Here is a 13,725-nt window from a genome sequence, read left to right as displayed (position 1 = left end):
GGTCCAAAATCGAAATCCCCATAGCTCAGCGCATGCGGCCCGCAGGTTCGGGCACCGTCGACTTTCCGACGCCTCACGGCGTCCGAAACTCTAAACGAAACCCGAACGGCAGCTTTCTTCCGAATTACCGCAAAAGCAGCCCCCCGTTCAGCCCCCGTGTTCGCGCCCGAAATCAGGCCGCTCGTCGTCTTGCCCCTGTTCGATCACCTGACGCCGGATCGCGCGCGTGCGGGTGAACAGGTCGAACAGCGCGTCGCCATCGGCTGAGCGGATGGCGCGCTGCATGGCGGTGAGGTCTTCCGTGAACCGCCCCAGCATCTCCAGCACCGCGCCCTTGTTGCTGAGGAACACATCGCGCCACATGACCGGGTCGGACGCGGCGATGCGGGTGAAATCGCGGAAGCCGCCTGCCGAATACTTGATCACTTCGCTTTGGGTCACATCCTCCAGATCGCTGGCGGTGCCCACGATAGTGTAGGCGATCAGGTGGGGGATGTGGCTGGTGACGGCGAGCACCAGATCATGGTGCGCCGCATCCATCAGCTCGACCTTCGATCCGAGCGCGGCCCAGAATTGGCTGAGCGCCTCCAGCTGCGCCGGATCGCAGCCTTCGGGCGGGGTGATGATGCACCAGCGGCCAGCAAACAGCGTGGCGAACCCGGCGTCCGGCCCGCTCTGCTCGGTCCCGGCGACGGGGTGCGCCGGGATGATGCAGGCACCCGGCAAGGCCTCGGCGAGGGCTGTGGCCACCGCTTCCTTGGACGAGCCGACATCGCTGATAATGGCATCGGGTTTGAGCCCCGGCGCAATCGCCCGCGCCGCATCGCCCATGGCGCCGACGGGGACGCACAGGATCACCAGATCGGCTTCAGCAACGGCGGCTTCGGCCGTGTCGCAGACGGTGCCAACCAGCCCGCGCTCGGCCGCGCGGGCGCGCACTGCTGCGTCGCGGTCCCAGCCGGTGGTGGCAATGCCGAGGCCCCGCGCCGTGATTGCCAGCCCGATCGATCCCCCCAGCAGGCCCAGCCCGATAATGGCGACGCGGGAAACCGTCACGCAGCTTCTCCGCACAGCGCCCGCAAGGTCGCGATGACGCGGGTCATATCGTCGGTCTTCCCGATCGTGATGCGCAGCGCATTGGGCAGGCCTTGGCCGGGAAGGTGGCGGACCGCATAGCCGGCATCTGCGAGGGCTTCCAAGGCCTGGAGCGCGGTCACATCGCCTTCAAACTGCACGAGCAGGAAGTTCGCCTCGCTCGGGCTGGCCGAGATGCCGTGGTTGCCGAGCATGGCGATGGCATCGGCCAGACGCGTGCGTTCGCGGGTGTTGTGGTCACGGCTGGCGGCGACGAAATCCTGATCGCCCAGCGCCGCAAGCGCCGCCTTTTGTCCGCTGACCGAAACATTGAACGCGCCTCGCAGCCGGTTGATCAGATCGATCAGATGCGGGGCGCCCGTGACCCAGCCGACCCGCTCGGACGCCAAGCCATAGGCCTTGGAGAAGGTGCGGCTGACCAGCACGTTCTCGTGGCGCGCGGCCAGTTCGAAGGCGGCGTGCTGGAGGGCGGGATCGATGTATTCGCCATAAGCCTCGTCGACGATCAACAGCACGTGCGGCGGAAGCCCGGCATGCAGGCGTGCGACTTCGGACGGGGGCAGATAGCTGCCGACCGGGTTGTTGGGATTGTCAAGCAGCACAACCTTGGTGGCGGGCGTGACCGCAGCCAGCAGATTGTCCACGCTGGCAGCATAGCTGACATCATCGGCGAACACCGGGGTCGCCCCGATTTTCTGCGCGAGCAGCGGATAGAGCGAGAAGGAATAGCGCGAGGCCAGCACCTCGTCTCCCGGCCCGGCCAGCGCCTGCACCGCGCAATGCAGCAGCTCGCCCGAACCCGTGCCGCACACGATCCGGGCCGGATCGAGGCCATGCACCGCAGCAATTTTTTCGCGCAAGGCACGGGCATCGGGATCGGGATAATCGGCCGGGTTGTGCCCCTCAAACAGGGCCGCGAGCGCCGCGGGGCTGGCGCCTAGCGGGTTCTCGTTGGCCGACAGCTTGGTCAGCGGTTTTCCGCTCGCCGACTTGGACTTGCCGGGCACATAGGCGTGGATCGCGCTGATCCACGGTTTGGGTTCTGGTCTGAGCATGGTCATCGTAACCGGTCGCTTGAAGAAAAGACGGTGCTTCGACAAGCGCAAGCCGAAGGCGAAATCAAAAAATCTCCCCTGACCCTTCGCCCTGAGCTTGTCGAAGGGCCGTTTTTCCGCTTTCGCAGCTTTTCCATGAACGCCGCGCCATCCATCTCTCCGGTCTATGCGATCCCCCACCCCCTGCCGCTCGACAGCGGGCAGGTGCTTGCCGATGCGCAGATCGCTTACGAAACCTACGGGACGCTGGCCGCTGACAAAAGCAACGCGGTGCTGGTGTGCCATGCGCTGACGGGCGATCAGTATCTTGCCAGCCCGCACCCGATCACCGGCAAGCCCGGCTGGTGGGAGCGGATGGTCGGCCCCGGCAAGCCGATCGATACGAACCGCCACTTCGTCATATGCGCCAATGTCATCGGCAGCTGCATGGGATCGAGCGGGCCTGCCAGCCTCGCACCCGATGGTCAGCCTTACGCCATGCGCTTCCCCGTCATCACCATCCGCGACATGGTGCGCGGGCTGGTGGCCTTGCTCGATGGGCTGGGGATCGAACGGCTGCACGCCGTGGTGGGCGGGTCGATGGGCGGGATGCAGGCGCTGAGCCTTGCCGCCAACTGGCCCGAGCGCGCGGCGCGGGTGCTGGTGATCGCATCGACCGCGCGCCATTCCGCGCAGAACATCGCCTTTCACGAGGTCGGGCGCCAGGCGATCATGGCTGACCCCGCGTGGGCCGGGGGCGATTATTACGCGAGCGATGCCAAGCCCGACAACGGCCTCGCCGTGGCGCGGATGGCGGCGCATATCACCTACCTGTCCGAGGCGGGGCTGACCGAGAAATTCGGCCGCCGCTTGCAGGACCGGGAGGCCAAGGGCTTCGGCTTTGACGCCGAGTTTCAGGTGGAAAGCTACCTGCGCTATCAAGGCAGCGGCTTCACCCGCCGGTTCGATGCCAACAGCTACCTCTATATCACCCGCGCGATGGATTATTACGACATCGCCGAGGAGTTTTCCGATGTCCCGGGGGGCGGCAAGCTGGCGGATGCGTTCCGGGGGACGCAGGCCCGCTTCTGCATCGTCAGCTTCGACACCGACTGGCTCTACCCCACCGCCGAAAGCCGCCATGTCGTCCACGCGCTGAACGCGGCCGGCGCGAAGGTCAGCTTTGTCGAACTCTCCGCGCCGCACGGGCATGACAGCTTCCTGCTGGAACACGATCAGCTTGACCGGGTGGTGAAGGGGTTTGTGGAATGACGCCCTCCAATTCCAACCTGCGCCCGGACCTTGCCGCGATTGCCGCCCATGTCGCGCCGGGCAGCCGGGTGCTCGACATTGGCTGCGGGGACGGGGCGCTGATGGCGGAGCTTGAAAGCGTCAGCGGCTGCGATGCGCGGGGCATGGAGTTGGATGGCGCGCTGGTGGAACGCTGCGTATCGCGCGGCCTCAGCGTGGTGCAGGGCGATGCCAATCTCGATCTGGCGAACTATCCCGACAAGGCGTTCGATTACGCAATCCTGAGCCAGACATTGCAGACCGCAACTCGGCCCGACCTGATCCTTGACGAATTGCTGCGCGTCGGGCGGCGGGCGTTCGTCTCCTTCCCCAACTTTGCCCATTGGCGCACGCGGGCGGTGCTGATGTTCGGCGGGCGGATGCCGGTGACGCGCGCGCTGCCGGTGAGCTGGTACGAAACCCAAAACATCCACCACGTCACGGTCGAGGATTTCCGTGACCTCGCCCGGATGAAGGGCGCGAAGGTTGAACGCGCGTGGTTTTTTGCCAACGAAAAACAAATCGGCGCGCCAGCCGCTAACTGGCGCGCCGAATTCGCGGTGTTTGAATTGAGTAGGTAGTTTTGCGGCCATCTCTCGGTGGCGCAGACCCCCCGCCCCGCCTCCCCACCCGGCCACCAATAGTACCACTATGTTATGGTGGCCGGGCGGGGAGGCGGGGCCGGCGGTCTGAGGGGGCACCTGCGTGACCCCTTCCCATCAAACCCTATGCAGCATGCACAGCTTGTGGCCATCCAGATCGAGCACGTAGCCGAGGTTCAGCGTCCCCATCGCGCCGGTGCGCGGGCCCGGCGGGTCTTCGATCGATGTGCCGCCCGCTGCCACCGCGGCATCGTGGAATGCCTGCACCTGTTCCAGGGAATCGCACGCAAAGCCAATGGTCGCGCCGTTGGCACAGGTCGCCGGTTCGTTGTTGATCGGCTGGCTGATCGCAAAGATCCCGCCCTTGTGGAACCAGAATGCCCGCTTGTGGCCGGTTGCCGCCTCGTTGACGTTGCCGGGACCAGCGCCCAGCGTCGCCAGCACAGCATCATAAAACGCCTTGGCGCGGTCAAAGTCGTTGGTGCCGACCATTATGTGACTGAACATGGATTTGCGTCTCCTCTCAAAGGACGGGTTGCGGATTAGGACGGAATTCACGCGCCCGCAATCGGCATTTCGGGACAGATTTCGGTAGCGCCCGGTTCAGCTTGCAGGCCATAGAACGGCCTATGCTCAACGCCATTCTTGCCGCTGCACTGACCCTGCAATCCGTTGCCCCGATGGCCGCCGCCGCACCGGCGGGGCCTGAACCCGCGCCGCTATCCCAGGAAAACCGCGCGCTGCTGCGCTGTGCCGCGGGTTTTGCGCTGGTGGCGCAAGGACAGGCCGCAGGCGATCCGCAGGCCAAGGCCTGGCCCGATCTGTCGGTGCGCGGGCGGGAGTTCTTTGTCCGGGCGATGGCGCAACTGATGGATGCGACCGGGCGCGACCGGGCTGGCATTGCCGCGCTGGCCAATGCCGAGGCGCAGGCGCTGACCGCCAATGGTGAGGCTTACAAGGTCATGCCATCGTGCATGCTGATGCTTGAGGCGACGCGGCTTTGAATACTCCCCCGTTAGTGGCGCCGTGCGCTGGATTTGGTATGCAAAATGCTGCACAGCTAAGCGCCTTATGTGGCTCCTCTATCAATTTCCGTTGTGCCCCTTCAGCCGCAAAATCCGGTTGCTGCTGAGCGAGAAGAACGTGCCCTTCGATCTGGCGCGCGAAGACCCGTGGTCTGCGTCGGATATGTTCTTCAACCTCAATCCCGCCGGGCGCACGCCGGTGATCGTCAATGCCGAAAAGAACATCACCATCCCCGATAGCCGCGCGATCGCGGAATATTTCGAGGAAACGGTGGACCGCAATCCGATGATCAATGGCACCGCCACCCAGCGGGCGGAAATCCGCCGGCTGGTCGCGCTGTTCGACGAGAATTTCTACGCCGATGTCACCGCGCCCCTGCTGTCCGAACGCATGAAGAAGCGCATCCTGCGCCAGCCGCCCGATAGCGGCGCGCTGCGCAATGCGATGAAGATGGCGCATGGGCATCTCGATTATCTCGACTGGCTGATCGACAATCGCCCGTGGGTGGCGGGATCGACGATGAGCCTTGCCGATCTGGCGGCAGCAGCGCAGATTTCAGTTGCGGATTATCTGGGCGGGATCGACTGGCAGGGCCACGAACAATCGCGCGGCTGGTATGCCGTGTTCAAAAGCCGCCCGAGCTTTCGACCGCTGCTGACCGAGCGGATGGACACGATCAAGCCGCCTGCGCACTATGCGCTGCTGGATGGGTGATGGCCCGGCGGCGGCGGGCGCTTATTCGGCCTCGTCTTCTTTGTTGCTGATGGCGTGGGCGATCGTCCAATTCGCGATGGCGACCGTAAACAGGCTGCCAATCACGACGCCCGAGATATCGAGCCAGCCCAAAATCCGTGCGGCGGTCATGCCCAATGCCATAAGCACCAGGACCGAGCCGAGTGTCCGCAATAAGATGATCTGAGCGCTTTTGTCTTCTGTCTGCATAGCAGCCTTTCTTGGCGATCGTCGTAGATTGTCAGACTTGTCCGGTGCTAACTATCACCCATATGCCGGACGGACAAAAGGCATGACGATCCAAGGGAGAAGGCGATGGAGAAGCTTGAACTGACCGAAGCCGAATGGCGCGAAAAGCTATCGCCGTTGCAGTATCACATCCTGCGCGAAGCCGGCACCGAACGCGCCTTCACCGGCGAATATGACAAGCTCTATGACGAAGGCGAATACCACTGCGCCGCCTGCGGGACGCAGCTGTTTTATTCGACCGCGAAGTATAACAGCGGCTGCGGCTGGCCCGCCTTTACCCGCCCGGCGGACGAGGACGTGATCGAGGAACACCGCGACACAGCCTACGGCATGATCCGCACCGAAGTGCGCTGCGGCACATGCGGCGGCCACCTTGGCCATGTCTTCCCCGATGGCCCGCCCGAACAGGGCGGCTTGCGGTACTGCATCAATTCGGCTGCGTTGATCTTTACGCCTGCCTAGGTGTGCAGGTCTGATGGCGGGCGCGGTCGGGGCAGCGCCGGGGAAGGCATGGTAAACCCGGGTTCACCCCCGGTTACAACTTGCCTATGCATGGGCGCGCCTCCCGCTTTATGCGGGGGGTCTCAGATAGGCGCAGATAATGTCGAAACGGGGTGAGCGGTTGCAGAACAAGGGGGGACGCGGAACGCGCCGGGCAGCGACGCAGCGAACAGCCGGGCCTGCCTCGGATGGCGGCGATGGCGATGCGCAGCCCTCGCGCGTCAGGCGGTGGGTCGGGCGCGTGGCCGTGTGGAGCGGCGGGCTGGCGCTGCTGGGTCTGATCTTCCTCGCCTTTGCGGTGGGTTTCGCCGCGTCGTCATTGCCCGACTATGCAACCCTGCAAGCGACCCAGCCGGGCCAGACCATCGTCATCCGCGCGCGCGACGGGCGCGAACTGGTTGAAATCGGGCCAAGCTTTGGCGAATGGATCGATTATCCCGACATCCCCGAAAACATGACCAACGCGATGATCGCGGTCGAGGACAAGCGCTTCCGCTCGCATTTCGGGGTTGATCCTGTGCGCCTGACCGGGGCGCTGATCGAAGGCGTAACCGGATCACGCTCGCGCCTTGGCGGTACGTCAACCATCACCCAGCAGCTGGCCCGCAACCTGTTCCTCAACAACAACCGTTCGCTCGACCGCAAGGCGCGCGAGGCGGTGCTGGCGCTGGCGCTCGAATGGAAGTTCTCCAAGGAGCAGATCCTCGAACTGTACCTCAACAAGGTCTATTTCGGCGGCGGCGCCTATGGCATCGATTCCGCCAGCCGCAAGTTCTTCAGCCACCCGGCCAATGCCCTGAGCGTCGAGGAAGCGGCGATCATCGCCGGGCTGGTCAAAGCCCCCAGCCAGTATTCACCCACCGCCGATGTGCAGGCTGCGGTCGACCGGGCGCAGGTGGTGCTCGGCCTGATGCGCGAGCAGGGATACATTTCTGCCGATCAGGCGATGGTCGATGTCAGCGCGGTCCAATTGAAGGAGCAGGCGGGGCAAAACTCGGTGCGCTATTTCACCGATTGGGTGCTGCCGCAGCTCGATATCATCCTGCCCGAAACCTACGAGCCGATCGAGGTGTGGACCACGCTTGATACAGGCATGCAGCGCGCGGCCACCGCTGCGATCGAGGCGAACACGCCCGGCGGCGCGCAGGGCGCGCTGGTCAGTCTCGACCGGGACGGCGCGATCCTGGCGCTGGTCGGCGGCACGGATTATGTCGCCAGCAATTTCAACCGCGCCACCACCGCGCTGCGCCAGCCTGGCTCTGCATGGAAGCTGTTTGTCTATCTTGCCGCGCTGGAAGCGGGGTACACGCCCGAAGACAAGGTGGTCGACACGCCGGTGACGATTGACGGGTGGAGCCCGCGCAATTCCAATGGCCGCAACGTCGGCGAGACCGATCTGCGCACGGCCTTTGCCTATTCGATCAACACGGTCGCAGCCCAGCTTGGCAACGAGGTCGGGTTCGGCACGGTCGCATCGATGGCCCGGCGGTTCGGGGTGAATTCCAAGATCGACACCAATCCTTCGATGGTGCTGGGCGCGTCCGAGATGCGCGTGATCGAGATGACACAGGCCTTTGCCGGGATCGCGGCCAAGGGGGTTCCGGTGGCGCCCTATGGCATCACCAAGGTGACCGGCGCGAGCGGCGAGGTGCTGTACCGCCGCGAAGCCCAGCGCCAGTCGGCCGCCGTGCCCGATTACGTGGTCGCGGGGATCACCGATCTGCTGCAAGCCGCCGTGCAGACCGGCACGGGCCGGGCGGCCGATATCGGGCGGCCGGTGGCGGGCAAGACCGGCACCACGTCGTCCAACAAGGATGGCTGGTTTATCGGCTTTTCCAGCGGGATCACCACCGGCGTCTGGATGGGCCGGGATGACGCCAAGGCGGTGCCGGGGCTGCAAGGCGGACGCGCACCGGCGCAGGCCTTTGCCGCCTATATGCGCTATGCTGTGCGAAGCCGCCCGGTCGAGGAATTCGATGTTAAGCTCGAACTGCCCGACTGGCAGCTTGAGCCGGACGAAGAGGCCATGTTCGGCGCCCCAGAGGATTATTACTACATCGACGAAAACGGCAACATGGTCGAGCCGGCGCGGCGCGAACCGGATGGCGAACCCTTCGGCGTCGAGGGCGAACGTGGGCCCAACGCGCCGCCAGCCGCCAGTCAGGACTTCCTTGAGGAGGCGACCGGCGGGGCGCTGACCCAGAACCCGCGTCCGCCGCGGGAGCCGCGGCGCAGCGCGCCGCCCTTGCCGCCGGCTCTCAAGCCGGTCGAGGATTAGGCGGGCCCACTCTCGGCAGCGAATTGACGAGAGTGGTGGCGTAAAAAAAGGGGCGCCGGGATATGCTCCCGGCGCCCCCTTTTTGAAGGCAGTCAAACTGCGGCTGCGTCAGCGCAGACGGATCGGCACGAACTGCGGCGGCTGGGTCCGGCGCTGGATGCGCAGCAGGATGGCGTCGCGTTTCTCAGCGGTTGCCGCATTGATCTGCGCCAGCAGTGCCTCGACCGTGGCGACGGACTGGTAATTGGCCGACAGGATGATGTCCCCGCGGCGCAGACCCTTGCGGGCTGCATCGCTGTTGGGATCGACCGCGGCGACCACAACGCCTTGCGTTTCGGCCGGTACGCCGAGCGAACGGGCGATCTGCGCGCTCATCGGCATGACCTGCATGCCCAGCTTCTGCTCGATCGTGCTGTCGGAGGTTCCCGGTGCCATCGGTTCTTCGGCATCGGGATCGAAGGTCTGCGCCTGGCTTTGCAATTCCGCTTCGGTCGGGCGCTTGCCCAGCGTGACATTCACGTTGACCTTGGCACCGTCACGCAAGACTTCGACCGGCACCTTGGCGCCCGGCTGGAGATTGGCGACCAGGAACGAAACCGATTGGTCGGCAGTCACGTCCTTGCCGTTGACCATGGTGACGATATCGCCCGGCTTCAGGCCAGCGCGGGCCGCAGGGCTATCGTCCTGGACGGTCTGAACCAGCTCGCCCCGGCGCTTGGGCAGGCCGAGCGAGGCAGCGAAATCTTCGTCAATCGGGGCCAGGCCAACGCCGAGATAACCGCGCTCGATCTCACGGCCTTCGCGCAGTTTCTCGACGATCGGTGCAGCGATTTCCGCAGGAATGGCAAAGCCGATCCCGACGCTGCCGCCCGAGGGCGAGAAGATCGCGTTGTTGATGCCGATCACATTGCCGCGCATGTCGAACAGCGGGCCGCCCGAATTGCCGCGGTTGATGCTGGCATCGGTCTGGAGAAAGCGATCATAGGGGCCGCCCTGGCCCGTGTTGCGATACACGGCAGAGATGATCCCGCTGGTCACGGTGCCGCCAAGCCCGAAGGGATTGCCGATTGCGACCACCCAATCGCCCACGCGGGCCGCGCTCGAATCGCCGAACTGCACGAAGGGGAAGGTCTTGTTGGCGCGGATCTTGAGCACGGCAAGGTCGGACGCCGGATCGGCGCCGACAAGGTCGGCTTCATATTCGGTGCCATCGGGCAGCGTGACGGTGATGGCCTCCAGCTTGGCGCGGGTATCGGGCGGTGCGATCACGTGGTTGTTGGTCACCACATAGCCATCGGCCGAAATGATGAAGCCTGACCCCAGCGACTGGGCTTCGCGGGTTTGCGGCTGCCCGCTGCCACTTCCGCCGCCGCGGCGGTTGAACAGTTCGGCAAAGGGCGTGCCGGCAAAGGGGTTGTTGGCCACTTCGACCCGCTGGCGGGTGGCGATATTGACCACCGCGGGCTGCAACTGGGCCGTCAAGTCGGCGAAGCTGGCAGGCGCGCCGGCAACCGGCACCACCCGGTCCATGACCGCACCATCGTTTTGCGCAACCTGAGCGCCCAGCGGCGATCCGGTAATCAGTGACATGGCAGCGCCGCCCAGCAGCAGCGCGCTCGACAATCCGTATACGTAGCGCACGTTGTTCACGTCCTCATGGTCCTTATACTGTGCAAGAACGCGCAGGCCTACCGCAGCGTTCCGCAAACCGTTGACAGGGCCGGCCACGCAGGGCCGGTTTCACTTCCCCAAATGCCCTTTTGCGGGCTGAACGCGGATTGAACGCGACCAGCATTCGGCGGCGCTGGTCGTCGCTTGATCGATTGCGGCCTCATTCACCTTTGAACTGGCGGAAATACTCGCTGTCCTGCGACAGGACCATTGTGCTTTGTCCTTCGCCGGCAAGGAATGTCTGGCGATAGCTCTGCATGGCGCGGTAGAAGTCGTAGAACTTCGGGTCCTTGCCATAGGCTTCGGCATAGATGCTGGCTGCTGCCGCCGAGGCTTCGGCCTGAATGATCTGGGCATCGCGTTGCCCGGCGGCCCGGATCGTCGCGGCCTCTTCCTGCCGATCGGTTTCCATCCGCGTGAAGGCTGCATCAAGCGGGCGGCCTTCGGGCAGGTCGGCCGCCTTGATCCGCACATCGAGCACCTGCGCGCCGTAATTGCGCGCCTGCCGATCAAGCGTGGCGGTGATGTTCGCCATCGCCGTGCCGCGTTCGGCATTGATCAGCGCCGAGAACGGCCGGCGTCCCAATTCCTGACGCAGAACCGAGGTCAGGATCGGCAGCAATTGGGCCTCAAGCTGGCGCTCTGTCCCGGCCTTTTCGACCAGCGTGACCGGATCGATGATCCGGTAGCGGGCATAGGCATCGACTTGCAGGCGCTGCTGATCGTTGGAAAGCACCTGCGTGCGCTCCATATCGAGATCAAGCACCCGGCGGTCGATCATTTGCACCTGTTCGAGGAACGGGATGCGCAGCTGCAAGCCCGCGCCGGTCTGGCCATAGGGCACATCGGGACGGAACTGGTTGAAGACGCGGACGGGCTTACCGGCCTGCACCACCACCGCCTGATGGGTTTCGGGAATGATCACCACGCTCGAAAGCAGGGCGACCACCAGCGCAGCCGCAGCGATCCCCAGGGCTTTGTAGTTCTGGAGTAGGTTGGTCATGGCTTTACTCCCCCTGCTGCGATTGCGGCGCGGGCTGGGCTGGCGCTTGCGCGCGGCGCTTCAATTCGGGCAGCGGCAGGTATGGTGTCACATTGCCGGTTTCGACGATGGTCTTGTCGGTCTTCGACAGGATCTGCTCCATGGTCTCGTAATACAGCCGGCGCCGGGTCACTTCGGGGGCCAGCTTGTATTCGGCATAAATGTCGTTGAATTCGCTTGCATCACCCTGCGCGCGGGCCAGCAGCTGCTGCGCAACAGCGCGCGACCGGTTGATCGCGGCATCGGCATCCTGCTGGGCTGACGAGACGTCCTTGAACGCTTCTTCAACGCGGCTGGGCGGATCGACCTTGTTGATTTCGATCCCCTGGACCGAAATCCCCGACCGATAGGCATCAAGCCGCGCCTGCATGGCGGCGCGCACATCCTGTTCGATCTCGGCCCGGCCTTCGCCGGTCAGCACGGTGTCGAGCTTTTGGCGCGCCACAGCCGCACGCATCGCGGCCTCGCCGATCTCAAGCAGGGCGTTGCGCGGATCGGACAACTGATACTGGTAGAGCGTCAGGTCCGAAATATTCCAGCGGATCAGATAGCTCAGATCGACCAGGTTCTGGTCGCCGGTGAGGATCAGCTTTTCGGTCTTGGTGCCGGGCACTTCTTCCAGCCGCACCTGCGTGACGTTTTCTTTCTGGACCATGTGCAGTGGCCAAGGCGCGGTGAAATTCGTGCCCGAGTTCAGCTCATGGGAATATTTGCCGCCAAGCCATGTCACCACCGCCTGTTCGCCCGGCTGGATGAAATGCACGCTGGTTGCGCCCACCCACACCAGAGCAACCCCGGCGAGGATCACCGGCAGCCAGCTTTTGCCATCGGGGCGTTCGGGAAAGCGAAAGGCCGGCCCGCCGCCGCCGCCAGCGCGGCGCGGGCCTTCCGGGCCGCGGCTTTTGAAGATGTCTTCGATGCTGGCAGAGCGCCGCTTGCCGGGCTCGTTTGCGCCGGGAAGCCACGGGTTGCGCGGGCCGCTGTCACTGCCACCGCCGTCGCCCGAAGGCCCGTCCTCACCAGACCCTCCGCCGCCGCCCCAGGGGTTGTTCTTTCCAGCCATGGCAAGGCCTTTCAGACCTGCGCCAAGGCGTTCTCTCCAGCCGTCCATTCTTTGCATAAGCTGTTTATAGGCACGGGTTCTCGTGAAAAACAGGGGTCCGCTGCGTGAATTTGGTGGTAGAGGCGTGCGCAAATGGACAAGTCACCCCCCAAACCTGCACAAACAGGTGCTGACGAGGCACTGATCCGCGCGGCCTTGCCTGCTGAAATCGACCATCGCTTGCGCTCTGCCAGGATTGTGGCGCGCCGCGCGGTGATCGTCGCCGAAGCGGGCGATCTGGGCGATACCGCCCGCGCTGCGTTGGAGGCGGATATCACGGCGGCGCTGACCCCGCTGGCTGACATCGACGAAGTGCGGATCGCGCTGATCGGGGAACGGCGCCGGCGGCGGCTGATCGCGGTGGGCAGCGGCAAGGGCGGGGTCGGCAAGTCGACGCTGACCACCAATCTTGCTGTCGCCCTCGCCCGGATGGGCCGCAAGGTCGGCGTGATTGACGGTGACATTTACGGGCCGTCTCAACCCAAGCTGTTGAAGACCGAAGGGATCAAACCCGCCGCCACGCCCGATGGCAAACAGCTGATCGCGATCGACAGCCCTTATGGCGTCAAAGTGCTATCGATGGGTCATATCGTTGCACCGGGCAAGGCGCTGGCATGGCGCGGGCCGATGACCGGCAAGGCTTTGTCGCAGTTGGTCGATGCAGATTGGGGCGATGCCGATCTGCTGCTGATCGACCTGCCGCCGGGCACGGGCGATGTGCAACTGTCGATGCTGTCCGCCCATCGGCCCGACGGCGCGGTGCTGGTATCGACGCCGCAGGATCTCGCGCTGATCGATGCCGCGCGCGCGGGGCAATTGTTTGAACAAGGCGATGTGCCGATTATCGGCCTGATCGAGAACATGGCCGGCTATTGTTGCCCCGAATGCGGCCATATCAGCGATCCCTTTGGGTCGGGCGGGGTGGAGAAGTTTGCCGCAGCGCTCGACATCCCGTTCCTGGGCCGCGTGCCATTGACGCTGGTGACGCGGATCGCAGGCGATCGGGGCGAGCCTCCTGCGGCCGGCGATGACGAGACTGCCGCGCCGTTTCGCGCCCTTGCGGAAAGCCTTGCGCGCTGGCTCGATACCGGGACCGTCTAGGC

The 13,725-nt window shown here is 64.7% G+C and carries 14 protein-coding genes; 7 read left to right on the top strand and 7 right to left on the bottom strand.

Features of this window, described 5'->3' with window-relative positions; genetic code table 11:
* Positions 1-147: 147 nt before the first annotated feature.
* Both C0V72_RS10100 and C0V72_RS10095 read right to left on the bottom strand, forming a co-directional pair.
* Positions 148-1,056 carry a prephenate/arogenate dehydrogenase family protein gene (locus tag C0V72_RS10100; protein WP_101794007.1) on the bottom strand — a complete coding sequence of 303 codons (909 nt, stop codon included), beginning with the start codon at positions 1,054-1,056 and terminating at the stop codon, positions 148-150.
* A complete protein-coding gene (locus C0V72_RS10095; RefSeq protein WP_172438988.1) occupies positions 1,053-2,156 on the bottom strand; it encodes a pyridoxal phosphate-dependent aminotransferase in 1,104 nt (367 codons plus the stop codon). Before C0V72_RS10095 ends, C0V72_RS10100 begins: the two co-directional genes overlap by 4 nt.
* 129 nt (positions 2,157-2,285) lie before the next feature.
* On the opposite strand from C0V72_RS10095, the gene metX reads away from it, so the two are divergent.
* Positions 2,286-3,401, top strand: coding sequence for a homoserine O-acetyltransferase MetX (gene metX / locus C0V72_RS10090; RefSeq protein WP_101794013.1), 1,116 nt, complete (start codon positions 2,286-2,288; stop codon positions 3,399-3,401).
* Complete coding sequence (gene metW, locus C0V72_RS10085) at positions 3,398-4,000, top strand: methionine biosynthesis protein MetW (protein ID WP_101794006.1); 603 nt, start codon at positions 3,398-3,400, stop codon at positions 3,998-4,000. Before metX ends, metW begins: the two co-directional genes overlap by 4 nt.
* A gap of 138 nt (positions 4,001-4,138) precedes the next feature.
* On the opposite strand, the gene C0V72_RS10080 is transcribed toward metW, so the two are convergent.
* Positions 4,139-4,528, bottom strand: coding sequence for a VOC family protein (locus tag C0V72_RS10080; protein WP_101794005.1), 390 nt, complete (start codon positions 4,526-4,528; stop codon positions 4,139-4,141).
* A gap of 122 nt (positions 4,529-4,650) precedes the next feature.
* Between C0V72_RS10080 and C0V72_RS10075 the strand changes: the two genes are divergently transcribed.
* Together C0V72_RS10075 and C0V72_RS10070 are read left to right on the top strand one after the other, a co-directional pair.
* Positions 4,651-5,025, top strand: a complete 375-nt coding sequence (locus C0V72_RS10075; RefSeq protein ID WP_101794004.1) for a hypothetical protein — start codon at positions 4,651-4,653, stop codon at positions 5,023-5,025.
* 67 nt (positions 5,026-5,092) lie between these two features.
* On the top strand, positions 5,093-5,761 hold the full coding sequence (locus C0V72_RS10070; RefSeq protein WP_101794003.1) for a glutathione S-transferase family protein: 669 nt from the start codon (positions 5,093-5,095) through the stop codon (positions 5,759-5,761).
* A 21-nt stretch (positions 5,762-5,782) separates the two neighbouring features.
* Here C0V72_RS10070 and C0V72_RS10065 read toward each other — a convergent pair whose 3' ends face one another.
* Positions 5,783-5,989, bottom strand: coding sequence for a hypothetical protein (locus tag C0V72_RS10065; RefSeq protein ID WP_101794002.1), 207 nt, complete (start codon positions 5,987-5,989; stop codon positions 5,783-5,785).
* A 105-nt stretch (positions 5,990-6,094) separates the two neighbouring features.
* Here C0V72_RS10065 and msrB point away from each other — a divergent pair, with 105 nt between their 5' ends.
* On the top strand, positions 6,095-6,490 hold the full coding sequence (gene msrB / locus C0V72_RS10060) for a peptide-methionine (R)-S-oxide reductase MsrB (RefSeq protein ID WP_101794001.1): 396 nt from the start codon (positions 6,095-6,097) through the stop codon (positions 6,488-6,490).
* A gap of 139 nt (positions 6,491-6,629) precedes the next feature.
* Positions 6,630-8,807 carry a transglycosylase domain-containing protein gene (locus C0V72_RS10055; RefSeq protein WP_101794000.1) on the top strand — a complete coding sequence of 726 codons (2,178 nt, stop codon included), beginning with the start codon at positions 6,630-6,632 and terminating at the stop codon, positions 8,805-8,807.
* Positions 8,808-8,915: 108 nt separating this feature from the next.
* Here C0V72_RS10055 and C0V72_RS10050 read toward each other — a convergent pair whose 3' ends face one another.
* From C0V72_RS10050 to hflK, 3 genes are all read right to left on the bottom strand, one after another.
* A complete protein-coding gene (locus C0V72_RS10050; protein WP_233999883.1) occupies positions 8,916-10,448 on the bottom strand; it encodes a Do family serine endopeptidase in 1,533 nt (510 codons plus the stop codon).
* 190 nt (positions 10,449-10,638) lie between these two features.
* Complete coding sequence (gene hflC / locus C0V72_RS10045) at positions 10,639-11,481, bottom strand: protease modulator HflC (protein ID WP_101793999.1); 843 nt, start codon at positions 11,479-11,481, stop codon at positions 10,639-10,641.
* 4 nt (positions 11,482-11,485) lie between these two features.
* Positions 11,486-12,583, bottom strand: coding sequence for a protease modulator HflK (gene hflK / locus C0V72_RS10040; RefSeq protein ID WP_101793998.1), 1,098 nt, complete (start codon positions 12,581-12,583; stop codon positions 11,486-11,488).
* Positions 12,584-12,715: 132 nt separating this feature from the next.
* On the opposite strand from hflK, the gene C0V72_RS10035 reads away from it, so the two are divergent.
* Positions 12,716-13,723 (top strand): Mrp/NBP35 family ATP-binding protein, encoded by a 1,008-nt coding sequence (locus C0V72_RS10035; RefSeq protein WP_101793997.1) that lies wholly within the window; start codon positions 12,716-12,718, stop codon positions 13,721-13,723.
* Positions 13,724-13,725 lie beyond the last annotated feature (2 nt).

Source organism: Porphyrobacter sp. TH134, from assembly GCF_002855495.1.
Lineage (GTDB): Bacteria > Pseudomonadota > Alphaproteobacteria > Sphingomonadales > Sphingomonadaceae > Erythrobacter.
This window is presented reverse-complemented; position numbering and strand designations above follow the sequence as displayed.